The sequence below is a fragment of the Corallococcus sp. AS-1-12 genome, assembly GCF_020036995.1.
GTDB lineage: Bacteria > Myxococcota > Myxococcia > Myxococcales > Myxococcaceae > Corallococcus.
The window spans coordinates 354,798-378,959 of the sequence record NZ_JAIQDD010000003.1; the positions used below are offsets into that span (position 1 = coordinate 354,798).

The 24,162-nt window shown below is 69.6% G+C and carries 21 protein-coding genes; 4 read left to right on the forward strand and 17 right to left on the reverse strand.

Features of this window, described 5'->3' with window-relative positions; genetic code table 11:
- Positions 1-47: 47 nt before the first annotated feature.
- Positions 48-1,094, forward strand: a complete 1,047-nt coding sequence (locus tag K8556_RS06295; RefSeq protein WP_223739096.1) for a DUF481 domain-containing protein — start codon at positions 48-50, stop codon at positions 1,092-1,094.
- 110 nt (positions 1,095-1,204) lie between these two features.
- Here the strand turns inward: K8556_RS06295 and K8556_RS06300 are convergent, their stop codons facing one another.
- The 16 genes from K8556_RS06300 to K8556_RS06375 all read right to left on the reverse strand — a co-directional run bounded on the left by K8556_RS06300 (position 1,205) and on the right by K8556_RS06375 (position 20,321).
- Positions 1,205-1,645, reverse strand: coding sequence for a cytochrome C oxidase subunit IV family protein (locus K8556_RS06300; protein ID WP_223739097.1), 441 nt, complete (start codon positions 1,643-1,645; stop codon positions 1,205-1,207).
- Positions 1,646-1,655: 10 nt separating this feature from the next.
- Complete coding sequence (locus tag K8556_RS06305; protein ID WP_223739098.1) at positions 1,656-2,318, reverse strand: cytochrome c oxidase subunit 3 family protein; 663 nt, start codon at positions 2,316-2,318, stop codon at positions 1,656-1,658.
- A complete protein-coding gene (locus K8556_RS06310) occupies positions 2,311-3,987 on the reverse strand; it encodes a cytochrome c oxidase subunit I (RefSeq protein WP_223739099.1) in 1,677 nt (558 codons plus the stop codon). Before K8556_RS06310 ends, K8556_RS06305 begins: the two co-directional genes overlap by 8 nt.
- Entirely contained in the window at positions 3,971-5,017 is a 1,047-nt protein-coding gene (gene coxB / locus K8556_RS06315; protein WP_223739100.1) for a cytochrome c oxidase subunit II, read from the reverse strand. Before coxB ends, K8556_RS06310 begins: the two co-directional genes overlap by 17 nt.
- Positions 5,014-5,889 (reverse strand): SCO family protein, encoded by an 876-nt coding sequence (locus tag K8556_RS06320; RefSeq protein WP_223739101.1) that lies wholly within the window; start codon positions 5,887-5,889, stop codon positions 5,014-5,016. Before K8556_RS06320 ends, coxB begins: the two co-directional genes overlap by 4 nt.
- 40 nt (positions 5,890-5,929) lie before the next feature.
- Positions 5,930-6,427, reverse strand: a complete 498-nt coding sequence (locus K8556_RS06325) for a hypothetical protein (RefSeq protein WP_223739102.1) — start codon at positions 6,425-6,427, stop codon at positions 5,930-5,932.
- Positions 6,424-7,623: a hypothetical protein gene (locus K8556_RS06330; RefSeq protein WP_223739103.1), complete on the reverse strand. Its 1,200-nt coding sequence runs from the start codon at positions 7,621-7,623 to the stop codon at positions 6,424-6,426. The genes K8556_RS06325 and K8556_RS06330 overlap by 4 nt, the downstream gene beginning before the upstream one ends.
- Positions 7,620-8,180 carry a cytochrome c gene (locus K8556_RS06335; protein ID WP_014399396.1) on the reverse strand — a complete coding sequence of 187 codons (561 nt, stop codon included), beginning with the start codon at positions 8,178-8,180 and terminating at the stop codon, positions 7,620-7,622. Before K8556_RS06335 ends, K8556_RS06330 begins: the two co-directional genes overlap by 4 nt.
- Complete coding sequence (locus K8556_RS06340) at positions 8,177-8,722, reverse strand: DUF3341 domain-containing protein (protein ID WP_206788838.1); 546 nt, start codon at positions 8,720-8,722, stop codon at positions 8,177-8,179. The genes K8556_RS06335 and K8556_RS06340 overlap by 4 nt, the downstream gene beginning before the upstream one ends.
- Before the next feature lie 4 nt (positions 8,723-8,726).
- Positions 8,727-10,166, reverse strand: coding sequence for an NrfD/PsrC family molybdoenzyme membrane anchor subunit (gene nrfD, locus K8556_RS06345; protein WP_223739104.1), 1,440 nt, complete (start codon positions 10,164-10,166; stop codon positions 8,727-8,729).
- A 5-nt stretch (positions 10,167-10,171) separates the two neighbouring features.
- A complete protein-coding gene (locus tag K8556_RS06350; protein ID WP_223739287.1) occupies positions 10,172-13,390 on the reverse strand; it encodes a TAT-variant-translocated molybdopterin oxidoreductase in 3,219 nt (1,072 codons plus the stop codon).
- Entirely contained in the window at positions 13,387-14,049 is a 663-nt protein-coding gene (locus tag K8556_RS06355) for a cytochrome c3 family protein (protein WP_120620483.1), read from the reverse strand. Before K8556_RS06355 ends, K8556_RS06350 begins: the two co-directional genes overlap by 4 nt.
- A 482-nt stretch (positions 14,050-14,531) precedes the next feature.
- The gene (gene pdeM, locus K8556_RS06360) at positions 14,532-15,185 is read right to left on the reverse strand and encodes a ligase-associated DNA damage response endonuclease PdeM (RefSeq protein ID WP_223739105.1); all 654 of its coding nucleotides are present in this window, start codon (positions 15,183-15,185) and stop codon (positions 14,532-14,534) included.
- Positions 15,155-17,710, reverse strand: coding sequence for a ligase-associated DNA damage response DEXH box helicase (locus tag K8556_RS06365; protein ID WP_223739106.1), 2,556 nt, complete (start codon positions 17,708-17,710; stop codon positions 15,155-15,157). The genes pdeM and K8556_RS06365 overlap by 31 nt, the downstream gene beginning before the upstream one ends.
- Entirely contained in the window at positions 17,697-19,295 is a 1,599-nt protein-coding gene (locus K8556_RS06370; RefSeq protein WP_223739107.1) for an ATP-dependent DNA ligase, read from the reverse strand. Before K8556_RS06370 ends, K8556_RS06365 begins: the two co-directional genes overlap by 14 nt.
- Before the next feature lie 3 nt (positions 19,296-19,298).
- Positions 19,299-20,321 carry a ligase-associated DNA damage response exonuclease gene (locus K8556_RS06375; RefSeq protein ID WP_223739108.1) on the reverse strand — a complete coding sequence of 341 codons (1,023 nt, stop codon included), beginning with the start codon at positions 20,319-20,321 and terminating at the stop codon, positions 19,299-19,301.
- A gap of 203 nt (positions 20,322-20,524) precedes the next feature.
- On the opposite strand from K8556_RS06375, the gene K8556_RS06380 reads away from it, so the two are divergent.
- The 3 genes from K8556_RS06380 (at position 20,525) to K8556_RS06390 (ending at position 23,555) form a co-directional block, all read left to right on the forward strand.
- Positions 20,525-21,427, forward strand: a complete 903-nt coding sequence (locus K8556_RS06380; protein ID WP_223739109.1) for an SH3 domain-containing protein — start codon at positions 20,525-20,527, stop codon at positions 21,425-21,427.
- A gap of 71 nt (positions 21,428-21,498) precedes the next feature.
- Positions 21,499-22,995, forward strand: coding sequence for an anthranilate synthase component I family protein (locus tag K8556_RS06385; RefSeq protein ID WP_223739110.1), 1,497 nt, complete (start codon positions 21,499-21,501; stop codon positions 22,993-22,995).
- Positions 22,992-23,555, forward strand: a complete 564-nt coding sequence (locus K8556_RS06390; protein ID WP_120620477.1) for an aminodeoxychorismate/anthranilate synthase component II — start codon at positions 22,992-22,994, stop codon at positions 23,553-23,555. The genes K8556_RS06385 and K8556_RS06390 overlap by 4 nt, the downstream gene beginning before the upstream one ends.
- Before the next feature lie 7 nt (positions 23,556-23,562).
- On the opposite strand, the gene K8556_RS06395 is transcribed toward K8556_RS06390, so the two are convergent.
- On the reverse strand, positions 23,563-24,159 hold the full coding sequence (locus tag K8556_RS06395; protein ID WP_223739111.1) for a histidine phosphatase family protein: 597 nt from the start codon (positions 24,157-24,159) through the stop codon (positions 23,563-23,565).
- Positions 24,160-24,162 lie beyond the last annotated feature (3 nt).

The following is a 24,162-nucleotide window of genomic DNA, read 5'->3' on the forward strand; positions in this document are numbered from 1 at the left end:
CTCCCTTGCAGGTCCGCTGCCGCACCTGCCTCACCCAAGGAACCTTGATGCTCCCCGTCGCGCTGCTGCTCGCCTCGTCACTGCAATCCCAGACGCCGCCGGCACCCGCCCCGCGTCCCGCCGCCCCGCCGCCGCCGGCCGCCGTCCGCGCTCCGGCGCCGCCCGCCCTCCCCGAGGACGCCCCCGCCGCGGAGCGCGCCGCCGCCGCCGCCGAGCGCGCCGCCCTCGCCGCGGAGCGCGCCGCCGAGGCCAGCGCCCGGCTCGCGGAGGCCATCGAGAAGCTGGCCGAGGTGACCGCGCGCGGGCCCGTCGCGCCGCCTCCCGCGCCCGCCGTCGAGGCCGCTGCCGCCGCGGCCCCCGCGAAGCCCAGCGCCTGGGACGTCAGCGTGGGCCTGAGCCTCATCTCCCTCACCGGCAACGCGTCCACGCTGACCGTGAGCGGCCTGGCCAGCGCGCTGCGCAAGACGGACAAGTGGATCTACTCCATCAAGGCCTACGGCGCGTACGGCCGCAGCCGCCCGCCCGAGGTGGAAGGGGAGGTGGAGTCCCTGTCCCAGGTGGTGGCCCTCAACGCCGGCTTCGAGCTGCGTGGGGACCGCCGCTTCACGGATCAGCTCAGCGGCTACCTGCTGGCCGGCGTGGACACGGACCACATCAAGAGCGTGGAGTCGCGGCCCTACGGTGAAGCCGGCGCCAGCATCCTCTGGTTCGACACCAAGAAGGACGAGAAGCTGGGCACGCGCGACTCCGTCCTGCGCACCGACTTCGCCTTCCGCTACGCCCGCGAGACGCGCTTCCAGTACTACCCGGACCGCGTGGACCTGCCGGACGTGGACCTGGGCGGCCCGCGCTTCGGTGCCCTGTTCCGCTACGGCATCTCCAAGGACATCACCTTCCAGGAGGACGCGGAGATCCTCGTCAGCGTCATCTCCGACTCGCGCATCCTCTTCAGCAGCCAGACGCAGGTGATGGCGAGCCTCACCGACGCGCTGGCCCTGGGCGTGGGCTTCCAGGTGAAGGCCGACAGCGCCCCGCCCCCGGGCAAGGTGTCCACGGACACGGCGCTCTCCTTCAACCTGACCGTCGCCCTGTAGTCCTCCGCCGGGCGGGGCGGGCCCGCCGGGCCCGCCCCAAAGCGACGCGGCGCCAGGGAAGAATCCCGGGCGCCGCGTTCGTGCTTCAGGGGGCTGACGGAAGCGGGGGACTACTCGTGCGTCTCGTGTCCCTGCTTCTGGAGCTGCTGGTGGCCACCCGTGCGGCCTTCCGTCGGGTTCGCGCCGATGTCCACCGACTGCAGGTCGCTGTACTGCGACCCCGGCGGGTTGGCCAGACGGAAGCGGGTGCCCAGGTCCATCAGCGAGAAGCCGATGAGCAGCACCACGAACAGGATGGACACGGCGAACACCAGGCGGTTGGCGCCCTGGTGCTCCGACAGGTGCATGAAGTAGAGCGCCACCAGCGTGCCCTTCACGCTGGCGATGATGAGCGCGAGCACCAGACCGAAGTCAGGCAGGTGCATGCGGCCGGTGAACACGGTGACGAGCGTCAGCACCAGCAGGGCAATCCAGATGACCACGTAGCGCCCGGCGCCGTGGTGCTCCTGCATGTTGTGCTCTTCCTGACGCGATTCGTTGGCGATGGCCATGTCGTAACCCTCAGACCAGGTACAGCATCGGGAAGAGGAAGATCCACACCAGGTCGACGAGGTGCCAGTACATGGAGCCCAGCTCGACCTGCGTGTAGTTGTTCGCGCTGAAGTCCCCGACGCGGTACGCGCGCACCGTGGCGAACGCCAGCACCGTCATGCCGATGATGACGTGCAGCGCGTGCAGCGCGGTGGAGGCGAAGTACACGGAGAAGTACAGCGGCGCGCCCGGCAACTGGATGCCTTCGTAGAAGTAGTAGCGGCCCGGCAGCGTCCCGATGTGGAACTTGTGCTTGTACTCGAAGAACTTGATGACGAGGAAGCCCAGCGCCATCAGGAGGGTGAGCACGTTCATGTGCCCCACCATCTTGTTCTTCCCCTCCTTGGCGTAGTGCACCGCCATGGCGGCGGTGAACGAGGAGGTGATGAGCACCACCGTGTTGATGGTGCCCATCGTCAGGTCCAGGCTCCGGCTGGAGGCCGCCCACGCTTCCGGGAACAGGAAGCGGTAGGCCGCGTAGCACGCGAACAGACCCGCGAAGAGCAGGATTTCCGTGGCGAGGAACAGCCACATGCCCAGCCGCGCCGCGTGCTTCTGGACATCCAGCGACGCGAAGTGGGCAGCCAGCTTGGGACCGGGCACCGAGCCCGGCGTCACGTGAGCGCTAGACATCCGACACCTCGCCCTCGGCCTTCTTCGGATCCACGTAGAAGTGCGGCTCCTCGGGGTAGGTCGGCTGGGGCCCGATGAAGTTGTGCGTGGGCGGAGGGGACATGGTCAGCCACTCGTAGCCCTTGCTGTTCCACGGGTTGTCCACGCGCTCGCCGTAGATGAGCGCGTAGGTCAGGTAGATGGCGATGATGATGAAGCCGAACGCGAGCAGCGACGCACCGGCGGTGGACGCCACGTTCAGCGCCTGGAAGCGCTCCGGGTACTCGTAGTAGCGGCGCGGCATGCCCGCGTTGCCCACGAGGAACTGGGGGATGAACGTCGCGTTGAAGCCCAGGATGATGAGCGCCGCGGAAACCAGGCCCCACCCCTCGTGGTACATCTTCCCGAACATCTTCGGGAACCAGTAGTGGAGCGCGGCCAGGAAGGCCATGATCGTCGCGCCCACCATGATGAAGTGGAAGTGCGCCACGACGAAGTAGGTGTCGTGCCACGCCACGTCCAGCGACACGGTGCCCACCGCGATGCCCGTCATGCCGCCGAACACGGTGAAGAACAGGAAGCCGCAGAAGTAGGCGAACGGGGTCGTGAACTCCACCGCGCCCTTGTAGACCGTGCCCACCCAGTTGAAGACCTTGATGGCGGTGAACACGCCCACCAGCATCGTCAGCACGCCGAACACGCCGGCGTTGAAGGTGGACTGGCCGGACACGAACATGTGGTGGCCCCAGGCGAAGAAGCCCACGAACGCGATGCCCAGCGACGAGTACGCCACCGCGCGGTAGCCGAAGATGTTCTTGCGGCTGAACGTGGAGACGACCTCGCTCATCACGCCGAACGCCGGCAGCACCATGATGTACACGGCCGGGTGGCTGTAGAACCAGAACAGGTGCTGGAAGAGCACCGGGTCACCGCCGCGGGCCACGTCGAACATGCCCAGGCTGAACAGGTTCTCCGCCGTCACCAGCAGGAGCAGCAGGCCAATCACCGGCGTCGCCAGCACCTGGATGCAACTGGTGGCGTAGAGCGCCCACACCATCAGGGGCATCTTGAACCAGGTGATGCCCGGCGCGCGCATGGTGTGCGCGGTGACGATGAAGTTCATGCCCGTGAGGATGGAGCTGAACCCGATGATGAACGCGCCGAAGAGCACCGGCGCCACCGTGGTCGTCGTGTGCGCGCTGTACGGCGTGTAGAACGTCCAGCCGGTGTCCAGGCCGCCGTTGAGCATGCCCCAGAGCGCGAAGCCCGCGCCGGCCAGGTACACGTAGAGCGACAGCAGGTTCAGGCGGGGGAACGCCACGTCCTTGGCGCCCAGCATCAGCGGCAGCATGAAGTTGCCGAAGATGGCCGGGATGGCGGGGATCATGAACAGGAAGATCATGACCACGCCATGCAACGTGAAGACGCGGTTGTACGTCATCGCGTCCATGATGGTCGGGCCGGGCGTGAGCAGCTCGATCCGGATGAGCAGCGCGAAGATGCCGCCCACGAGGAAGAAGAGCAGCACCCAGGCCATGTACATGATGCCGATGCGCTTGTGGTCCACCGTCAGCAGCCACGACTTCACCGTGGTGCCGTCCGTCAGGTAGCTCGGGTGGTGGCCGTGGTCGTCGTGCGCCTCATGGCCGGGGACGGCCCCCGGCGCGGCGATGCTACTGGATGGGGTCATAGGCGGGGCCCTCGGAAGCGGTCTCGCGCACGTTCGCGGTGCGCAGCGTCTTGATGTACTCGACGATGGCGGCCGACTCGGGGCCCTGCAGCTTGCCCTGGTAGGTCGGCATCACGTTCTGGTAGCCGGCGACGATGTGCGCGCCCGGGTCCATCATCGACTGGGTGATGTAGGCTTCATCCACGCGGATGCTCTGGCCATCGTCGAGCTTCTCTTCACGCTCGTACATGCCCAGGAAGGTGGGGCCGATGTGCTTCGAGCCGTCCACCGAGTGGCACTTGAGGCAGCCCTGCGTGCCCACCAGCTTCTGGCCCTGCTCGGCCATGCGGGCGACGGGCGGCACGAGCGACGTGTCCGCCAGCGCGTCCTGCCGGTCCTGGAGGCGGCCACGCTGCTGCTCCTTCAGCCAGTTCTCGTAGTCCTCCGGCGCGAGCACGACGACCTCGGCCAGCATCTTCGAGTGCGACAGGCCGCAGTACTCGGTGCAGAGCACCTGGTACGTGCCGGGCTTCGTCGCCTCGAACCAGGCCTGCGTGTAGCGGCCCGGCACCGCGTCCATCTTGATGCGGAAGGACGGGACGTAGAAGGAGTGGATGACGTCGCGGGACGTGATGAGCAGGCGCACCGGGCGGTTGGCCGGCACGTGCAGCACGTTCACGCCGTTGGGGCCCTCCGGGTAGGAGAACTTCCACATCCACTGCTTGCCCATGACGTAGACATCCATCGAGTCCTTGGGCGGAGTGGTGTACCAGGTGAAGTCCCGGAACCCGATGGCGAACCACGCCAGGAAGAACACCAGCGGGACGGAGACGAAGAGGAACTCCGTCTTCAGGTCCGGCACCACGTATTCCGTGTGCTGGTGGGCCTCCCGCCGGCGGTAGCGGAAGAACATGAAGAGCGCCGCGAGGCCGACGCCCGCGGACATCACCATCGTCGTACCAACGACGAAGTAGTGCAGGAAGTCGACCCGTTCCGCGAACGTGGACGCGCGCTCCGGGAGGAACAGGAATTGGTTGGCCAGGTCGCTCATGTAGTCGCGCCTTTCTTCAGCTCGCGCCTCCAGAAATAGATCAGCATCGTGGCCAGGGCGCCGAAGACAGCCAGGGAGCCCAGGCGGATGAACCCGAAGATGTAGAAACCGTACCGCCGCGTGGCGGTGTCATACTTGAAACAGGACATGACGATGCGATCGACGCTCGTCCCGACCCGACCGCCCGCTGCTTCCAGCAGCGAAAGCTTCACGTCCTTGCGGTCGAACGACGTGCCGTAGAGATAGCGGGAGATGCTCCCCTCCGGCGTGAGCACGGTGACCACCGCGGGGTGGGCGTACTGCTTCGTGCTCGGCTCATACGTGTACTTGAAGCCCACGGCGTCGGCGAGCTTGTGGATGTTCTCGTCGGTGCCGGTGAGGAAATGCCAGGGGGCCGTCTCCGGCTTGCCCATGGACTGGAGGTACTTGCGCCGCCGCTCCGCGCTCTGCACCGGGGTGTCCTTCGGGTCGATGCTGACGGTGACGGCCTCGTAGTCCTTGCCCAGCTCCAGGCCCAGCTCGCGCATCACGCGGACCTGCTCGTTGATGACGAGGTTACAGAGCATGGGGCACTCGTAATAGACGAGCGTGAGCAGGGTGGGGCGCGTCTTGGACAGCAGCGTGCCCAGCCGCACCTCTTCCCCGGTGGAGTCCAGGAGGCGGGTCTCCAGGGGGAGCGGCTCTCCCAGGTGCTCCACCACGTCCACCCCCGTCACCGGCGGGGGCAGGTCGGAGTCCGCCTCCAGGATGGCGCGGGGCGTCTTGCCTCCGCCCGGCAGGGCGAACGCGGGCGTGGCGCTGGTGAGCACCAGCGCGAGCGCCGCGAGGAGCCCGGCGGCGCGGGCGGAGCAGAGAGGAGGAAGGGACGGCATGGCGGGGGACGGCTCGGGGGCAGGAGGAGCGGGTGGGAGCCTACTTCTTCGGGGCCGGGGCCGGGGGGGCCGTGTGCGGCGCGGGCGCCGGAGCCTCGGGGGAAGCCGGGGCCGGCGTGGGGGCCGGGGCGGGCTCGCGGGCCTTCTGGGCCTCGGTCGTGATGACCTGGTCCATGGCCTGGCCCAGCGGCTTGTGGGCGGCGACGCCTGGCTGGTCACCCCAGCCGTTCTTCAGCGCCTGGTGCTGGCCGCCAATCTTCTCCGCCGCGCGCCAGTCCTGCTCGAACAGGCGCTGGTTCACGATGCCGATCTCGTACTGACCCACCGCGGCGGGACGAGGAGGAGGACCGTCCGGCTGGGCCTCCTGCATGGTCACGACCTGGATGCGCCAGGCCCACACCGCGCCCGCGAGGAAGAGGACCATGGCACCGACGCCGATGCCCACGATCTTCCCCATGACGAGGTGGTCTTCCTCGGCCGCCACGCCATGCGCGCCGACGATGACCCGCGATTCGACTTCGGACTGGGTCTTCTTCATGGCTGCACGTACCTCAGGGACTCCGCGATGTAGGGGTCCTTCACCGGGAAGGTGTACCGACCGCGCGCCCGCAACAGGGCGTAGCCCACCGAGACCCCGCCCACGCCCACGAAGGCCGTGAGAATCGTCCAGTGGAACGTCGGACCGGCCTCACCGGAGAACGCCGGCCAGATGAGCCAATACAGGTCCACGGCGTGCATGAGAAGCATGTAGGTGGCGGCCACCGCCAGGGTCCCGGGCTTCTCCTTCAGCTTGCGTGACAGCAGCGTGAAGAACGGCAGCACGAAGTGACCGAAGAAGATGACGATGGAGACGCTCCGCCACGGGCCGTACATGCGCAGGCCGTACCAGGGGGCCTCTTCCGGGATGTTGGCGATCCACACCAGCAGGAACTGGGAGAAGCCGATGTAGGCCCAGAACGCCGTGAAGGCGAAGATGAGCTTGCCCAGGTTGTGCAGGTGGGACGTCTTCACCAGGCTGCCGTACAGGTCCTTGCCCTGGGCGCGCACCGTGGCCAGCGTGAGGACGCAGAAGGCGGCCAGGAAGCTGCCGGCGAAGTAGTAGGCGCCGAAGATGGTGGACTGCCACAGCGGGGTGAGGCTCATCAGCCAGTCAAAGGCCGCGAAGGTGATGGTCAGCGCCAGGAAGGGCAGGGCGCCCGGGGAGAACTTGCGCTGCTTGACGGTGAGCTCCAGCCCGCCGACGTCGTCCTGCTGGGTGCTCCAGCCGTACAGCCGGTGCGAGACGAAGATCCACACCGCGAAGTAGATGACCTGACGGACGGCGAAGAAGCCCAGGTTCAGGTAGTGGGCCTTCTTGTGGGCCAGGTGCTCCACCTCGATGCCGTGGATGTGGGCCGCCAGCGGCGAGCCGTCCACCCAGGGGTAGAGGTACTTCATCATCGGGATGAGGGCGAGGATGAGCACCGCGAAGACGGGCACCGCGATGGAGATGGTCTCCATGGCGCGGCGCAGGACGATGGGCCACTTCGCCTTCGCCGTGTGGAAGATGCACAGCATGATGAGGGCGGCCACGCTGATGCCGACCCAGTAGGTGAAGCCCAAGAGGTAGCTGAAGCTGGTCGCCTCGGGGTTCATGAAGAAGCCCACGGCGGTGAGCACGAGGCCCACCACGCCCAGGCCGAACGCGGGCACCATCAGCTTGGGCGTGCCGGTGTAGCGCTCCATGGCAGTCATCGGTTCTCCTGCGGGACGGGCTGCGTCCCGGCGGTGCTGCGGGCGGCCTGCAGCGCGCGCACGTAGGCGACGACGGCCCAGCGCTCACGCGTGTCGAGCTCACCCGAGAAGGACGGCATGATGCCGTAGCCCTCGTTGATGGCGGTGTAGAAGTGGCCGGCCGGCTTGTCCGCGAGCTCCAGCAGGGACGGGGGCAGGCGCAGGGCCATGTTCTCCGCGACGACGCTGTTGCCGTCGCCGAGCACGCCATGACACTGCGAGCAGACGATGTTGTACTTCTTCTGGCCCAGCTCCAGCAGGTGCTTGTCCACCGGCAGGGGGATGGCGTTCACGGCCACGCCGTTGGCGCGGCCCGTGGAGATGCCCGGGTTGCCCACCGGCCGCTCGCGCGGGACGGTGCCGGCGGGGGGCACGCGCATGGCGCGGCCGTCCGGCCAGAACTCGGACGTCTCGTAGTACTCGTACTTGGCCTGGGTCTCCATGCGCTGGAGGAACTCCGAGCTGACGTTGCAGCCCGTGAGCGCGGCGAGCCCGGCGGCGGGGATGAGCCACCTCATTCGTTCTCTCCCGAGACGACGGTCACGTGGGTCGCGCCCAGGGCCGTCAACTGGTTCTTGACGTCCGCGGCGTCCGTCCCCGTGGGGTGCGGGATGCTCAGCCAGTAGCCGTGCGTGGACGCGCTGCGGAACTCTTCCGACTCGAAGGCCGGGTGGTAGGGCTGCGGCAGCTTGCTCAGGCCGAGCAGGCCGAAAAAGATGCCGAACGCGGCGAACAGCACGCTCAATTCGAACGTGATGGGCACCCACGCCGGGAGGCTCAGGAGCGGACGGCCGCCGACGTTGAGCGGGTAGTCGATGGTGTTCATCCACGTCTGCATCGTGAGGGCGGTCACCATGCCGGTGAGGCCGCCACCCAGGGCGATGAAGGGCACGCGAGAGGGCGGCAGACCCAGCGCCTCCGACCCGCCGTGCAGCGGGTAGGGGGAGTAGGTGTCCATCCCCTGGAAGCCCTTCTCGCGCATCTGCTGCGTGGCGGAGACGAGGGCTTCCGGAGTGGCGAACTCGGCCAACACCCAGGAATCAAGGACCTTGGCTTCCATGATGCTAGTGCGCTCCGTGGGTGGCCGCGGCGTCCGAGCCGTGGTGTCCGTTGCCATGGGCGGCGTGGGCGGCGTGCTTGAGCTCCAACTGGAGCTCCTTCACCTCGCTCACCGCGACGGCGGGAACGAACTTGAGGAACAGGAGGAACAGGGTGCCGAACAGGCCCAGCGTGCCGATGTAGATGCACCAGTCCACCCAGGTCGGCGTGTAGATGTCCCACGACGAGGGGAGGAAGTCCTGGGAGAGCGACGTCACGATGATGATGAAGCGCTCGCACCACATGCCGATGTTCACCGCGATGGAGGCCACCCACATGATGGGGATGCTCGTGCGGGCCTTCTTGAACCAGAAGATGTTCGGGGTGATGACGTTGCAGGCGATCATCAGCCAGTACACGCCGGCGTAGGGGCCCGTGGCGCGGTTCACGTAGAAGGTCCAGAACTCGTACTGGTTCATGGAGTACCAGGCGATGAAGTGCTCCATCAGGTAGCCGTAGGACACGAGCAGACCCGTCGCCAGGATGACCTTGTTCATGTTCTCCAGGTGGCGGTCGGTGATGACGTCCCGGAGGCCCAGGTACTTGCGGGCGGGCACGATGAGGGTGATGACCATCGCGAAGCCGCTGAACACGGCGCCGGCCACGAAGTAGGGCGGGAAGATGGTCGCGTGCCAGCCCGGAATCTGGGAGACGGCGAAGTCGAACGACACGATGGTGTGCACGGACACCACGAGCGGCGTCGAGAGGCCGGCCAGCAGCAGGTAGGCGATCTTGTAGTTGTGCCAGTGGCGGCCGGAGCCGCGCCAGCCCAGGGCGAACAGGCCGTAGATGGTGCGCTGCAGCTTCGTCTTGGACGAGTCACGCAGGGCGGCCAGGTCCGGGATGAGGCCCACGAACCAGAACAGGGCGGACACCGTGAGGTACGTGGAGATGGCGAACACGTCCCACACGAGCGGCGAGCGGAACTGCGCCCAGGCGCCCAGGGTGCTGGGGTAGGGGAACAGCCAGAAGGCGAACCAGGGACGGCCCGTGTGGAGCAGCGGGAAGAGACCCGCGCACATGACCGCGAACAGCGTCATGGCCTCCGCGAAGCGGTTGATGCTCGTGCGCCACTTCTGCTGGAAGAGCAGGAGGATGGCGGAGATGAGCGTACCGGCGTGGCCGATACCGACCCACCAGACGAAGTTGATGATGTCGAACGCCCAGCCCACCGGCTGGTTGTTGCCCCACACGCCGATGCCGCGCGCGAGGGTGTACGTGACACCGACGACCAGCAGGCCCAGCGCCGCGGACGTGATGCCCAGCAGCATGAACCAGCCCTTGCCGGGCTTGCGCCAGACATGGTCGAGCAGCGTTTCATTGAGGGACTTGTCGTCGTGGTGCGGCGCGACGAGGTCCCGGGGCTCGAGGGGGTCGAGCGGGAGTGCGTGTGCGGTCTCGGCCATGACGGTCAGTGACCTCCTTCATGCGCCGGCGCGGCTTCAGCAGGGGCGGCGGGCACGAGGGCAGGGTTGGGGTTGCGCAGGCGGATGAGGTGGGCGGTGCGGGGGCGGGTGCCCAGCTCGTGCAGCAGCCGGTAGGCACGCTCGTCCTCGTGGAGCTGGGTGACGCGCTGGGCGGGGTCCGCCAGGGAGCCGAAGGCGATGGCCTGCGTGGGGCAGGTCTGCTGGCACGCCGTCTGGAGCTCCTTCTCCTGGATGAGGCGCTTCTCGACGCGGGCGTTGATGCGGACGCGCTCGATGCGCTGCACGCAGTAGGTGCACTTCTCCATGACGCCGCGGTTGCGCACCGTGACGTCCGGGTTCATCAGCATCTTCTCGGTCGGCGTCTTGCCCTGCGTGTAGTGCAGGTAGTTGAAGCGGCGGACCTTGTACGGGCAGTTGTTGGAGCAGTACCGCGTGCCGATGCAGCGGTTGTACACCATGTCGTTGAGGCCCTCGTCCGAGTGCACGGTGGCGTTCACCGGGCAGACGTACTCGCAGGGGGCCTTCTCGCAGTGCACGCACGCGACGGGCTGCATGACCATGGCGGGGTCGTTCTCATCGCCCTGGAAGTAGCGGTCGATGCGCAGCCAGTTCATCTCACGGCCGCGGCCCACCTGCTCCTTGCCGACGACGGGGATGTTGTTCTCCGCCTGGCACGCCACGACGCACGCGTTGCAGCCCGTGCAGCGCGACAGGTCGATGGACATGCCCCACTTGTAGCCCTCCTGCGGGGTCTTCGCGTAGTCGAAGTCCGGCAGGTTGTTCTGCTTGCCCAGCTCGTACTTGGCCTGGACGCGCTCCAGCGTGTGCTCCGTCTCCTTGGACGGGTGCTTGAGCTCGCTGACGGACATGTCGAGCGCCAGCGGGCGGCCCTCCATGCGCCAGTGGTACTGGGTGCGGGCGAACTTGTGGCTGCCGCGGACCTTGGTCAGCCGGGCGCCGCCGTCGAACCAGGGGGCGTTCACGCTGCGCAGCAGGTTGGCGTTGAAGCCGATGTCCTTGGCCACGACCTCGTGGAGGCCGGTGCGGCCGTAGCCCAGGGCCACGGTGACGGTGTCGTCCGCGTTGCCGGGGAGGATGGTGACGGGGACCTGCAGCTTGCGCCCGCCGTACTCCAGCTCCGCGACGTGGTTGTTCTCCAGGCCCAGCTTCTTGGCCGTGGCCGGGCTGAGGATGGCGGCGTTCTCCCAGACGATCTTCGTGATGGGGTCCGGCGTCTCCTGGAGCCACGCGTTGTTGCCGAACCGGCCGTCCAGGACGCGGTAGTCGTGGACGAAGTTGATCTCCAGCTCACCGGCCGCGGGCGGCTGGTAGGCGGCGACCAACTGCGAGGCGGCGCCCGTGTCCGGGGTGGCCGTCAGCGCGGCGGCGACGCTGCCGGGGACGACGCCCTCGGAGACCCAGGTCTCCCAGCGGGTCTCGAAGTCGCCGCGGCCGGCCTCGCCACCCTGCGCGGCCCAGTAGTCGCGCACCAACTGGTAGGCGGGGCGGAAGGGCTCGTCGAGGAACAGCGCGAACAGCTCCATCTCCGGCACGCCGTTGAAGAGCGGCTGGATGAGGGGCTGGGCGATGCTGACGGTGCCGTCCACCGCGCGGCCGTCGCTCCAGGTCTCCAACTGGTGCGCCAGGGGCACGAACCAGTCGGCGAACTTGGAGGTCTCGTCCTCGTAGTGGCCCGCGTACAGGACGGACAGCGCCTTGCGGTTGGCGTTCTGCTTGGGGTCCAGCACCTCCGCCAAGCCCGCGTCCACCGGCAGGACGTAGACGGGGTTGGTGGCGGTGATGACCAGCGTGTCCACCTTGCCGGCCTTGATGTCCGCGACCAGGGCGCTGATCTCCGACAGGCCCGAGGCCTCCGGAGCGGCGGCGGGGACCAGCTTCACGGTGGTGCCCACGTTGCCCAGCGCGGCGTTGATGGCCTGCGCCAGCGCGTGCACGGCGGCGGGCTGGCGCTCACCGGCGAGCACCACGGAGCGGCCGGCCTTGGACTTGAGGTCCTGGGCCACGGCCTCCACCCACGAGGAGACCTTCGCGCTCGGCGCGCCGGCCTTGCCGGAGGCGGCGGCGCCCAGGCTGGCGGCGGGGCCACCCACGGCCTGCGCCAGCGCGGCGGCGATGCCGAAGACCTCGGCGGACTTCACGCGCAGGCGGTGGTCCGCCATGCCGCCGGTGATCGACATGCGGGCTTCCGCCACGTACAGGCGGTTGAGCTCGCCGTTCTTCGGGTCGCGGCGGTCCGCGAACTGGCGGTTGAGGGCCAGGTTCTCCGGGCGGCTCTCCAGGAAGTCCGCGTCCAGGGAGACGATGACGTCCGCGCGGCTCAGGTCGTAGAGGGCCTGGACCGGCTGGCCGAACAGCGCGCGGTTGGCCTGCGCGGCGGCGGAGTCCGTGATGGACGAGAACGTGTGGAAGCGCGCGTTGGGCAGCTTCTTCTGGATGCGGCCCGTGACGTCGCGCAGCGTCGGGGAGCTGATGGGCTCCGTGAGGAAGCGCAGGCGGCTGCCGCCGTCGGCCGCGGCCTTCTGGCTCACGAGGGCGGAGATGTCCTCGGCCAGCACGCGCAGCGAGCGGGGGTTGTTGCCCTGCCGCAGCACGCGGGCGCGCTGCGGGTCATAGAGCGAGAGCAGGAACGCCTGCTCGAAGACGCCGGCAGCGCCCTGGTTGATGGGGTGCTGGGGGTTGCCTTCGATCTTCACCGGGCGGCCTTCGCGCGCGGTGATGAGCAGGCCGGAGGTGTGGCCTCCGAGCGTCATTCCGGACGCGTAGTGCAGCGGGTTGCCCGGGGTCACTTCCGGCGGCGTCTTCGTGTACGCCACCATCCGCTCATCCTGCGGACGGGTGCTGCACGCGGTGGCGCCGGCCAGGGCGAGCGACGCGCCCAGGAGCTGCATGAACTCGCGGCGGGCGAAGCCGGTGGGGGGCAGGTCCGCGCCGACGGGGAACTCCGGGCGGGTCTCCTCCAGGAACTCCGGCGTGGCGAGCTTCTCCTCCAGGCCGAGCCAGTACGTCTTGCCGTACGCGCCTTCCGCCGGGACGGCGCGGGTGGAGGCGTGCTCGAGCGCTTCGTTCACGACGTCGTCGTGGGCGTGCGCGTGGGGGGCGGCCTCGTTGCGGCCCGTAACGACCGGGAGCGCGAAGGACGAGGGGGTTTCCTGCGCGGGCGCGCTGTCAGGCTTGGTGTTCATCGGTGGCATGTGGAGCAGCTCGTGCGCGAGTGAACGTCGTATTCCTTGATGAGCGTCTCGGCGAGGGCCGAGGCCTCCGCCTTATCCGCCGGGGGCGCCCAGGTCATGCTGGTGATGAACTCCGGGGGCCGGAGGTTGGGGCCGGGGTTGCGGTGGCAGTCCAGGCACCAGCTCATCGTCAGCGGCGCGGACTGCTCGATGGCGCCCATCTGATCCACGCGGCCGTGGCAGGTGGCGCAGCCAACGCCCTTGCCCACGTGGATGGAGTGGTTGAAGTAGACGAAGTCCGGCAGGTTGTGGACGCGGACCCAGGGGATGGGCTGGTCGGCGAAGAACGCCTTGCGGACCTCGGTGAGGTACGGGCTCTTGTTCCACACCTGCGCGTGGCAGGACATGCACACGGTGGTGGAGGGGATGCCCGCCGACGGGGACTTCTCCACCGTCCAGTGGCAGTAGCGACAGTCGATCTGCTCGTCACCGGCGTGGTGCCGGTGGTCGAACTCGATGGGCTGTTCCACCGGGCGGGCCTGATTGGTCACGAGCGGGCTGCGCACGTAGGCCAAGAGGCCGCCGATGGCGATGGCGGGCACGGCGAGGAGCATCGCGGCCGACAGGCGCGACACCGTATTCGTCCAGCGTGGGAAGAGAGGGCCGCTCATACCAGGACCAGGGGCAAGAGGACTGAAGGCGACATGAAAGCAGGGGCGGACGCAGGAAAACCGTTCGGCGCGGAAGTCAGGGGGGCCGTCCCGGTCCCGGTGGACCGGGCGGGGGGTGGCTCCTGGCGCTCAGACGGCAAGGCAGTCACGTCCAACGAACCTCTAGGATGGTGCCGTGGGCGCGGGTCCCTCATGCATTTCCCGACCCAATGCGGCGCGGGACCATCAACCATGAGCACGGCAGTGTCAACCATTCTGTGGGGAGTGGGAATAAGGAGCGCTTAGCACCTTCTGGGGTGGTTGCGACAAGTTGTCCGCGCGCGGTGATGAATCCCGCTTCTGGCGATCGGAAGGGAGCTTTGCGCGAGGGCCCGTTTCCCTCTGCGCTCAATCGCTTTCAGGGCGCGCGCTACAGGGTGCGACGGTCCGCGCCACGCATGGAGCGCGGCGACTGGGAGTCCGGGTCGCCGGAGCGCGTGGCGCTACAGCTCCACCACCGCGGTGCCGGCGACGGCGTAGACGCGGTCCTTCCTGCCCCGCCGCATGTCCATGCCCCCCGTGAAGGCGCTGAACGCGGGCAGGACGCCCACGCCGGGGCCCAGGTGGAAGCAGGGCAGCCGCAGCCGGTCCTCCCCGCCCGACAGCCGCACCATGGGGTGCAGGTGCCCGGCCCAGACGTAGCGCCCGGCGGCCGGCTCCGGGTGGTGGGCGAAGCGGAACGGGCCTTCGTCCCATGCCTCCACGCGGTCCTCCATCCTCCAGGACGGCGGGAGGGTCCGCACGTGCCGGTCATGGTTGCCGCGTATCAGCACGACTTCTAGTGAAGCATGTGTTTCACGCCAGGTATTCACGCGGCTGATGACATCCGTGGTGAGCCCCTGGCGCGAGTGCACCAGGTCCCCCACCAAAAGGAGGCGCCGGGCGCCGGTGGCGGTGAGGGCGGAGGAGAGGCGGGCCAGGTCGTCATCCAGGACCCCCAGGGGCAGGGGGATGCCGTGCTGCTGGAAGGACTCCGTCTTGCCCCAGTGCAGGTCGGCCACCGCGAGCACGCCGGCCTGGGGCCAGTGCAAGGCCCGTTCCGGGAGCAGCTCCACGTCCGCGTCCGCTACGCGGGTCTGGCATCGGCCTGGGACCATCGCTCCTTGAGGCGCTGCACGCGGTCCAGCAGGGATTCGTTGGACACGCTGGCGCTGATGCGCTCGACGACGAGCGGGAAGCCCAGCGGCGAGGGCCGGTGGACGTGGACGACCTCCACGGGGTGCGCCTCCAGGCGCTCCAGGGTGCGCGCGAGCCGGCCCTGCTCGAACTGATGTTCCAGCACTTCGCGGCGTGCTTGACGCAGGAGGAGGTTGTCCGGGTCGTACTTCACGAAGACGTCATAGAGGAGCGCGGCGCTGGCCTGGACCTGGCGGGTGGACTTGCGCGCTCCGGGCAGGCCCGGCATCACCAGTCCGGCGACGCGGGCGATGTCGCGGAACTGCCGGCGCGCGAGCTCGCTCAGGTTCACGCTCTCCAGGATGTCCTCCACCAGCCGCTCGCGGGTGAAGAGGGCCGGGCGCAGCGCTTCGTCGAAGGGGAAGGGCGTGGGGGTGAGCAGCTCCAGGCCGTAGTCGTTCACGGACAGGCTGAAGGTGGCCTTCTGCAGGCGGGTGAGGCGCAGGGCGAGCAGCGCCGCCAGCCCTTCGTGCACGAGCCTTCCTTCAAAGGGATAGAGGAAGAGGTGGTGGCCGTCCCGCGTGCGGCAGGTCTCCGCCAGACAGCCGCCGTCGCCGGGGATGCGGGACAGGCGGGCCTGCGCGTCGAGGATGGGCCAGGCGGCGGCGACCTCGTCCCTTGTGACGTCGCCCTGGCGCGCGGCCTCCAGCGTGCGGCGCATCGCGGACGCGAGCGAGGTGGACAGGGGCAGGCGGCTGCCGCCCCAGCGCGGCGTCTGGGTGGCCTTGGCCTTCGCGGGCTTCACGTACGCCGTCATGTCCTTGAAGTGGCTGAATTCCAGACGGCGGCCCGCGAAGAGGAAGGTGTCTCCGGGCTTCAGGCGGCTGACGTAGGACTCCTCCACCGTGCCCAGGGTGCCGCCGCTCCAGTAGCGGAGCCGCACGGACGCGTCCGACGTGATGGTGCCGATGTTGAGCCGGTGCAGCCGGGCGAGGCGCACGTCGGGCACGCGGAAGCGGCCGTCCACCTCCACCACGCGGCGGAACTCCGGGTAGGCGCGCAGCGTGGGGCCTCCCTCGCGGACCAGGGCGAGCGCCCAGTCGAACTCCTCGTCGGTGAGGGACGCGTAGCTTGTCGCGGTGCGGACCTCGTCGCGCAGGGCCTCGCGGGTGAAGCCTCCTCCCAGCGCGCACGTCACCAGGTGCTGGGCCAGCACGTCGAGCGGCTTGGACAGCGGCGTGCGTGGCTCCACCTCGCGGCGCGCGATGGCGTCGCGGGCGGCGGCCATCTCCACCAGCTCCAGTGCGTGCGTGGGGACGAAGAGGATGCGGCACGTGGCGCCGGGGCGGTGCGCGCTGCGGCCCGCGCGCTGGAGCGTGCGGCCGATGCCCTTGGGACTTCCTATCTGGATGACGCGCTCCACCGGGCCGAAGTCCACGCCCAGGTCCAGGGACGACGTGCACACGACGAGGCGCAGGCTTCCGTCCTTGAGGCCTCCCTCCACGCGCTCGCGCTCCTCGCGGTCGATGGAGCCGTGGTGCAGCGCGAGCAGGTGCTCCCATTCGGGGCGAAGGAAGCGCAGCCCCTCGAACCAGCGCTCCGCCTGGGAGCGCGTGTTGGTGAAGAGGAGCGTGGACTGCGTGGGATCCAGCCAGTCCGCCACGCGCGGCAACATGGAGAAGCCCAGGTGCCCGGCCCACGGGAAGGTGTCCACCTCCGCTGGCAGCAGCGTCTCCACGTCCACCGGGCGCTGAAGGTCCGCGCTCACCAGCGTGGGCTCGTGGTCCGTGCCCACGACGGTGCGCGCGGCCTCGTCCAGGTTGGCGAGCGTGGCGGACAGCGCCCAGATGCGCAGGCCCGGCGCGAAGTGACGCAGGCGGGCCAGGGCCAGCTCCACCTGGGTGCCCCGCTTGGAGGCGAGCAGTTCGTGCCACTCGTCCACGATGACGGCGCGCAGCGAGGCGAAGTTCTCCGCGGCCTGCTCCTGCGTCAGGAGGAGCGACAGGGACTCCGGCGTGGTGATGAGCACCTGGGGCAGGCGTTCGCGCTGACGCTGGCGCACGGAGGAGGACGTGTCTCCCGTGCGGCTCTCCACCTCCAGGTCCGCGTCCAGGGCCATCAACGGTTCGCGCAGGGCCTGCTCCACGTCACGCGACACGGCTCGCAGGGGCGTGAGGTAGAGGATTTGAAGCCCCTTCTCGTTTCGCTCGGCCACGTCCGCCAGCGGGCCGAGGTAGGCCGCGTAGGTCTTCCCCGCGCCGGTGGGCACGTGGATGAGGCCGCTGTCTCCTCGCGCGTAGGCCGCCCAGGCTTCTTCCTGGAAGGCATACGGCGTCCAGCCCCTGGCGGCGAACCATTGCCGGAGCTGAGCCAGCGGCGTGCCCTGGTAGGGAGAGGGGGGCCGGGGCGCGGGTTTCCTCGCTCGGGTTCGTGGGGGCTTCTCGGCCTGCTTCTCCGGCGCGTGCTTGCCGCGCATGCGATTGCGGCGGGGCCTAGTGGGCGGCATGGAGCAGCCCCTTCAACGAGTCGAGCGTGTCCGCGTCCCTCGCCGTCTTGTCCGCGCGCCAGCGGGCGATGCGTGGGAAGCGCAGGGCGACGCCCGACTTGTGGCGTGGAGACGGCGCGATGGCTTCGAAGTGCAGCTCGAACACCTGCTCTGGATCCACCGAGCGCACAGGGCCGAACTTCTCCCGCGTGTGGGCGCGGATCCACCGGTCGAGCCGGCTGATCTCCTCGTCGGTGAGGCCCGAGTAGGCCTTCGTCACCGGGAGCAGGTCCTCGCCGTTCCACACCGCGAAGGTGTAGTCCGTGTAGAGCGACGAGCGCCGGCCGTGGCCTGGGTGCGCGTAGAGCAGCACCGCGTCCACGGTGTACGGGTCGATCTTCCACTTCCACCAATCGCCGCGCTTGCGCCCCGTCTGGTACACCGAGTCCAGGCGCTTGATCATCAAGCCCTCGACGTTGCGCGCGCGGGACTCCTTGCGCAGCTCCGCCAGCGCCTCCCACGACGGAGCCGTCACCGTGGGGGAGATGGGGAAGCGCGGGTGGTCCTTGAGCAGCGCCTCCAGCCTCGCGCGCCGCTCGCGCAGGGGCAGCTCGCGCACGTCCTTCCCGTCCTGCTCCAGCAGGTCGTAGACGACGAACGCGGCGGGGGCCTCCGCCAGCACCTTGGGCGTGAGCTTCTGTCTGCCAATGCGGCGCTGGAGCCGGGCGAAGGGCAGGGGGACGCCGTCCTCGTAGGCCATCACCTCGCCGTCCAGCACCGTGCCTTCGGGCAGGGCCCGGGCGGCCTCGGTGATTTCGGGGAAGCGCTCGGTGATCAGCTCCTCGCCCCGGCTCCAGAGGAACACGTCGCCCTGGCGGCGGATGAGCTGGCCCCGGATGCCGTCCCACTTCCATTCGACGAGCCAGTCACCCAACTCGCCCAGCGACTCCGCCGGCTGCTCCAGCGGTGACGCGAGGTAATAGGGATACGGGCGCGACACGTGCCCGTCCGAGACGTCCGGCGCCACGAGCTGTTCGAAGAACGCCTTCGTCGGCGTCCACGTGCCCATCAGCCGGTGCGCCACGCTGGGCGGGGGCAGGCCTGTCACTTGCGCGATGGCTCGCACCACCAGCGTGTTGGACACGCCCACGCGCAGCTCGCCTGTGAGCATCTTGTTGAGGAGGAAGAGCTCGCGGCGGGGCATGGACCTCCACCAGCCCACCACGCGCTCGCGCTGCTCCGCCGCGTCCAGGCCCCGCAGGGGCAACAGGCGTTCCTCCAACCAGCGGGAGAGGGGCAGCTCCTCGGCGTGCTCGGGCGGGAGGTTCGCGCCGTCGAGCAGCAGGGCAATCACCTCCGCCAGGTCTCCCACCGACGCGTAGACCTCGTCGAAGAGCCAGTCCGGGATGCCCGTGAGCTCCTGCGTCCAGCCCACCAGCAGCTTCGACGTGAGCAGCCGCTTGAGCTTCTGGCCCGTGAGGAAGAACAGGCCCCAGGCGGCGTCCTCCGGCGGCGTCGTCCGGAAGTAGCGCGCCATCGCCTCCACCTTGGCGTTGGTGGAGGTGGTCTGGTCGAGCGTGTCGTAGAGGTCGGCCAGGGCTCGCACGCGTCAGTCCTCCGCTTCGCCCTCGAAGGGCGTGGCGAGCGGCGAGGCGTCCACGCCCCGCTCCCGCAGGTAGTGCGACAAGGGGTCCGTGTAGCCGTGCGTGACGAGCACCTTCTCCGCCCGCGTGCCCGCCACCGTGCGCAGGAGGTCCGGCCAGTCCGCGTGGTCGGAGAGCACGAAGCCCCGGTCGTAGCCACGGCGGCGCCGGTTGCCGCGCACGCGCATCCACCCCGACGCGAAGCCCGTCTCCGCTTCACCGAAGCGGCGCATCCACGTGGAGCCGGCCGCGCTCGGCGGCGCCAGCACCAGCGCGCCCGCGAAGGACGCGCCCTTCTCCGTCTCCGACACCAGTTGCGTGGGCAGCATCGCGACGCCCGCCTCGCGGTACGCGGTGACGAGCCCGTTCACCGCGCCGTGCACATAGGCCGGCCGGTCCGTGAGCTTTCCCAATTCCGCCAGCAGGCGCTGCGCCTTGCCCAGCGCGTAGCAGAAGAGCACCGCGGAGCGGCCCGCCTCGCGGTTCGCGTCCCACCAGCGCAGGATGTCCTGGGCCACGAGGCCCGTGTCATCCCAGCGGTAGATGGGCAGGCCGAACGTCGCCTCCGTGATGAAGGTGTGGCAGCGCACCACTTCGAAGGGCGCGCAGGTGGGGTCCGGCGTGCGCTTGTAGTCGCCGGAGATGATCCACACCTCGCCCCGGTGCTCGACGCGGATCTGCGCGCTGCCCAGCACGTGGCCCGCCGGGTGGAAGCTCACGGTGGTGTCGCCCACCTTCAGCGCCTCGCCGTACTCCAGCGTGTCGATGACCGCGTCCGCGCCCAGTCGGCGTTGCAGCAGGCCCCGTCCGGGAGCGGCGCCCAGGTAGCGCTGGCTCCCGCTCCGGGCGTGGTCGCCGTGCGCGTGCGTGACGAGCGCCCGCTCCACCGGGCGCCACGGGTCGATGTGGAAGTTCCCCGCCTGGCAGTACAGCCCCTGCGGCGTCACGGAAACCAGCGGCGTTCGTTCCTGGTGGGTCGCGGTGGCCACGGTCCTCTAGAGGTAACGAGGCCTTGGAGCAGGGGCCACCCACGGCCGGACCCTCCTCCGTGCTCCGCTGACAAGGGGGCGGGCGTCCGTCCTGGCCATGCTTGCGCTCCAAACGACGAAGCCAGGGACCGGAGGGCCCCTTGGATGGTGGGCGTGGACAGGGGATAAACCCGGGGAAACCCTCCACCTCGGACCCTTTCGCGATGACGCCGTCCGCGCTCCTCCTGGCCCTCACCCTGGCGCAGTCCCCTCCGGCGCCGGACGCCGTGCTCGAATACAGCGCCTCCGTGGTGGAGGAGGGCGCGCCGGATCCGGCGTCCTTCGGGTTCACCGCCTTCACCGCCGGTCAGACGGTCTACCTGGGCGTGGACGAGGCGAACCTGCGCGCGAGCGCGGCGGCGGACGCGTCCGTGGTGCGGACGTTGATGCTGGGCACGCCGGTGAAGGTCGTGAAGGCGGGGGAGCGCGCGAAGGTCGGCGAGTACGTCAACACCTGGTACCAGGTGTCCGTCGTGGACGCGAAGGGCGCGGCCCCCGTCACCGGTTGGGTCTTCGGCAACACGCTCACGCCGTTCCGCTTCGAGGCCGACCTGGACGGCGACGGCGAGATGGAAGTGGCCACGGTGGTGATGAGCAACGAGTTCAAGGCGCGCGTTCGAGTGCTGGAGCCGGGCGTGAAGCCGCCGCGCCGGGTGAGCAGCGTGGACGTGGCGGTGGCGTCCACGGCGTACGGCGAGGGCCGGGGCGGTCCGGTGACGGTGAAGCTGGTGCCCGCGAAGCAGGCGGGCGTGCCGCTGCTCCAACTGGACTCCGCGCCGGAGCGCTGCGGCGACTTCGTCACGTCCTACGTGAGCTACACCGGGGCCAACGGGAAGCCGGGCGTGCTGGGCAAGGCGAAGGTGGCGCTGGAGCTGGGCGGGCTGATGGACCCCCCGAACGAGAGCACCTTCGAGGTCTCCTTCCAGCCGGCCGAGAAGCGCGCGCTGGTGGTGCGCACGAACGTCGAGGAGGAGGAAGAAGGCAAGCCCCAGAAGGTTACGGAGCGCGAGGTCTATCAGTGGAAGGACGGCGTGTTCGCCCAGGCGAAGCCCGTCGCGAAGCCGTAGGTGCAGGGCCCGGAAGGCCGGGCACCCGGGCGCCCCTCCGGGTGATGGAAGAGGGGTCAGGGCAATCGACCATGGATGCGCAGGAGCGGAAGGCAGCCTACCGGCAGCGCGCGGAGGCGGGACAGGCGGTGCCGGTGTCGGTGGAGCTGCCGGCGGACCTGGATACGCCGCTGTCGGCATACCTGAAGCTGGGCGGTGGGAGCCGCGGCTTCATCCTCGAGTCGTGCTACGGCGGCGAGCGCTTCGGGCGCTACAGCCACGTGGGCGTGAATCCGGCGGGCCGCGTGCGGCTGGACCGGGACGGGCTCACGTTGTGGCGTGGCTCGCAGGAGGAGCGCCGCGAGGGCCGGCCGCTGGACGTGCTGCGCACGCTGTGGCGCGAGCTGTCCGTGGCGACGCTGCCGGGCGAGGCGCCGTTCCTGGGCGGGCTCGTGGGCTACCTGGGCTACAACGCCACGTCGTGGTTCGAGCCGAGCGTGCCGGACCGCCACCCGCGCGACACGGGCTTCCCGGACTCCGAGTGGCTCATCGCGGAGGACTTCGTCACCCACGACACGCGCACCCAGACGCTCAAGGCCATCTCCATCGCGCGGCCCGCGCTGCACGGCAGCGTGGCGGCGGCGCTGAAGGACGCGGAGGCGCGCGCGGAAGGCCTGGCGGAGAAGCTGCGCCGGCCGCTGCCGCCGGAGGCCTACGCCGCCGTCCCCGCGCAGAAGAACGCGCCGGCCCCCGTCGCGTGCTGGGACCGCGAGGGCTACGCCCGGGCGGTGGACAAGGTGAAGGAGTACGTGCGCGCGGGCGACTGCTTCCAGGCGGTGCTCGCGCGCAGGTTCGAGGCGAAGGGCGCCATCCCCCCGCTGTCGCTCTACCGGGCGCTCAGGCGGGTGAACCCGTCGCCGTACCTGTTCCTGGTGGACCTGGGCGAGGCGCGCGCGCTGGTGGGCGCGTCGCCGGAGCTGCTGGTGCAGGTGCGCGACGGGGACGTGGTGGTGCGGCCCATCGCGGGCACGCGCCGCCGGGGCGGCTCCGAGGCCGAGGACCAGGCGCTGGAGAAGGAGCTGCTCGCGGACGAGAAGGAGCGCGCGGAGCACATCATGCTGGTGGACCTGGGGCGCAACGACGTGGGCCGCGTGGCCGCGCCGGGCACGGTGCGCATCGAGGACCTGATGATCATCGAGCGCTACAGCCACGTGATGCACATCGTGTCCCAGGTGCGCGGCAAGCTGGACACCTCGCGCTTCGACGCGCTGGACGCGCTGGCGAGCACCTTCCCCGCGGGCACCGTGTCGGGCGCGCCCAAGATCCGCGCGATGCAGATCATCGACGAGCTGGAGCCCATGCGGCGCGGGCCCTATGCCGGCGCGGTGGGCTACCTGTCCTTCTGCGGCACGCTGGACGTGGCCATCGCGCTGCGCACCTTCTTCGTGGACGGCGACCGCACGATGTGGACCGCCGGGGCGGGGCTGGTGGCGGACTCGGACCCCATGAAGGAAGCGGACGAGACGGAGGCGAAGGCGGGCGCCATGGCCGCCGCGCTGCGCCTGGCTCGCGAAGGAGGTGGGCGGTGATCCTCGTCATCGACAACTACGACTCGTTCACCTTCAACCTGGTGCAGTTGCTCTACACGCTGGGCGCGGAGGTGAAGGTGGTGCGCAACGACGCGCTGGACGTCGCGGGCATCGCGGCGTCGGGCGCGTCCCACCTGGTGGTGTCCCCGGGGCCGTGCACGCCGCACGAGGCCGGGGTGAGCGTGGCGGCCATCTCCCAGTCTCGCGTGCCGGTGCTGGGCGTGTGCCTGGGGCACCAGTCCATTGGCGCGGCGTTCGGCGGGCAGGTGGTGCGCGCGCCGGAGCCCGTGCACGGCAAGGCGGCGCACATCCGCCATGACGGCACCGGCGTCTTCACCGGCGTGCGGCAGGGCTTCCAGGCGGCGCGCTACCACTCGCTGGTGGTGGCGGCGCAGTCCATGCCCGCGGAGCTGGAGGCCACCGCGTGGAGCCAGGACGGCCTGGTGATGGCGCTGCGCCACCGCACGCGGCCGGTGGTGGGCCTGCAGTTCCATCCGGAGAGCGTGCTGACGCCGGAGGGCCCGTCGCTGGTGCGCAACTTCCTGGAGGGGAAGCTGTAGCGGTCCGTCACTCCCGCAGGTGCGTGGTGTCGTTCCAGCTCACGAGGACCGGCTGCCTGCCGCCGGCCTCGGAGCCCAGCACGCTGATGGACGCCGTGCCCAGGTGGAACAGCCTGCCTCCGTCCGGGGGCAGGCCCAGCCAGCGCGAGGCGAGGATGCGCAGCATGTGCCCGTGCGAGAAGAGGAGCACGTCGTCCTGGAGGGCGCGCGCCTCCGCGATGATGCGGTCGGCGCGGGCGCCCACCTGCTCCAGCGTCTCTCCGTTGGGCACGCCGTCCTTCCACAGCGTCCAGTCCGGGCGCGTGGTGCGGATGTCCGCGCCGGTGCGGCCCTCGTAGTCGCCGTAGTCGAACTCCATCAGGTCGTCCTTCTTCTGGGCCACGTCGCCGTAGCCCGAGAGCACGCACGTCTCCCACGCGCGCATCAGCGGGCTGGTCCACACGGCGGCGAAGCGCCACTTGCCCAGCGGCGCGCGGAGCCGCTCCGCCATCTGGCGGCCCTCCTCCAAGAGCGGCAGGTCCGTGCGGCCGGTGTGCTGGCTGCTGCGGCTCCACTCCGTCTCACCGTGACGGACGAGGACCACCTGGGGGGCGCGTGTGTTCATGGC

Bases quoted from the DNA above. Each gene is read 5' to 3' on its own strand.
- K8556_RS06355 (WP_120620483.1), bottom strand. From the start codon at position 14,049: ATGAGCGGCCCTCTCTTCCCACGCTGGACGAATACGGTGTCGCGCCTG.
- K8556_RS06320 (WP_223739101.1), bottom strand. From the start codon at position 5,889: ATGCCGTCCCTTCCTCCTCTCTGCTCCGCCCGCGCCGCCGGGCTCCTC.
- K8556_RS06385 (WP_223739110.1), top strand. From the start codon at position 21,499: ATGGATGCGCAGGAGCGGAAGGCAGCCTACCGGCAGCGCGCGGAGGCG.
- K8556_RS06300 (WP_223739097.1), bottom strand. From the start codon at position 1,645: ATGGCCATCGCCAACGAATCGCGTCAGGAAGAGCACAACATGCAGGAG.
- K8556_RS06325 (WP_223739102.1), bottom strand. From the start codon at position 6,427: ATGAAGAAGACCCAGTCCGAAGTCGAATCGCGGGTCATCGTCGGCGCG.
- coxB (WP_223739100.1), bottom strand. From the start codon at position 5,017: ATGAGCGACCTGGCCAACCAATTCCTGTTCCTCCCGGAGCGCGCGTCC.
- K8556_RS06350 (WP_223739287.1), bottom strand. From the start codon at position 13,390: ATGAACACCAAGCCTGACAGCGCGCCCGCGCAGGAAACCCCCTCGTCC.
- K8556_RS06335 (WP_014399396.1), bottom strand. From the start codon at position 8,180: ATGAGGTGGCTCATCCCCGCCGCCGGGCTCGCCGCGCTCACGGGCTGC.
- K8556_RS06395 (WP_223739111.1), bottom strand. From the start codon at position 24,159: ATGAACACACGCGCCCCCCAGGTGGTCCTCGTCCGTCACGGTGAGACG.
- K8556_RS06305 (WP_223739098.1), bottom strand. From the start codon at position 2,318: ATGTCTAGCGCTCACGTGACGCCGGGCTCGGTGCCCGGTCCCAAGCTG.
- K8556_RS06380 (WP_223739109.1), top strand. From the start codon at position 20,525: ATGACGCCGTCCGCGCTCCTCCTGGCCCTCACCCTGGCGCAGTCCCCT.
- nrfD (WP_223739104.1), bottom strand. From the start codon at position 10,166: ATGGCCGAGACCGCACACGCACTCCCGCTCGACCCCCTCGAGCCCCGG.
- K8556_RS06365 (WP_223739106.1), bottom strand. From the start codon at position 17,710: ATGCCGCCCACTAGGCCCCGCCGCAATCGCATGCGCGGCAAGCACGCG.
- K8556_RS06340 (WP_206788838.1), bottom strand. From the start codon at position 8,722: ATGGAAGCCAAGGTCCTTGATTCCTGGGTGTTGGCCGAGTTCGCCACT.
- K8556_RS06310 (WP_223739099.1), bottom strand. From the start codon at position 3,987: ATGACCCCATCCAGTAGCATCGCCGCGCCGGGGGCCGTCCCCGGCCAT.
- pdeM (WP_223739105.1), bottom strand. From the start codon at position 15,185: ATGGTCCCAGGCCGATGCCAGACCCGCGTAGCGGACGCGGACGTGGAG.
- K8556_RS06330 (WP_223739103.1), bottom strand. From the start codon at position 7,623: ATGACTGCCATGGAGCGCTACACCGGCACGCCCAAGCTGATGGTGCCC.
- K8556_RS06295 (WP_223739096.1), top strand. From the start codon at position 48: ATGCTCCCCGTCGCGCTGCTGCTCGCCTCGTCACTGCAATCCCAGACG.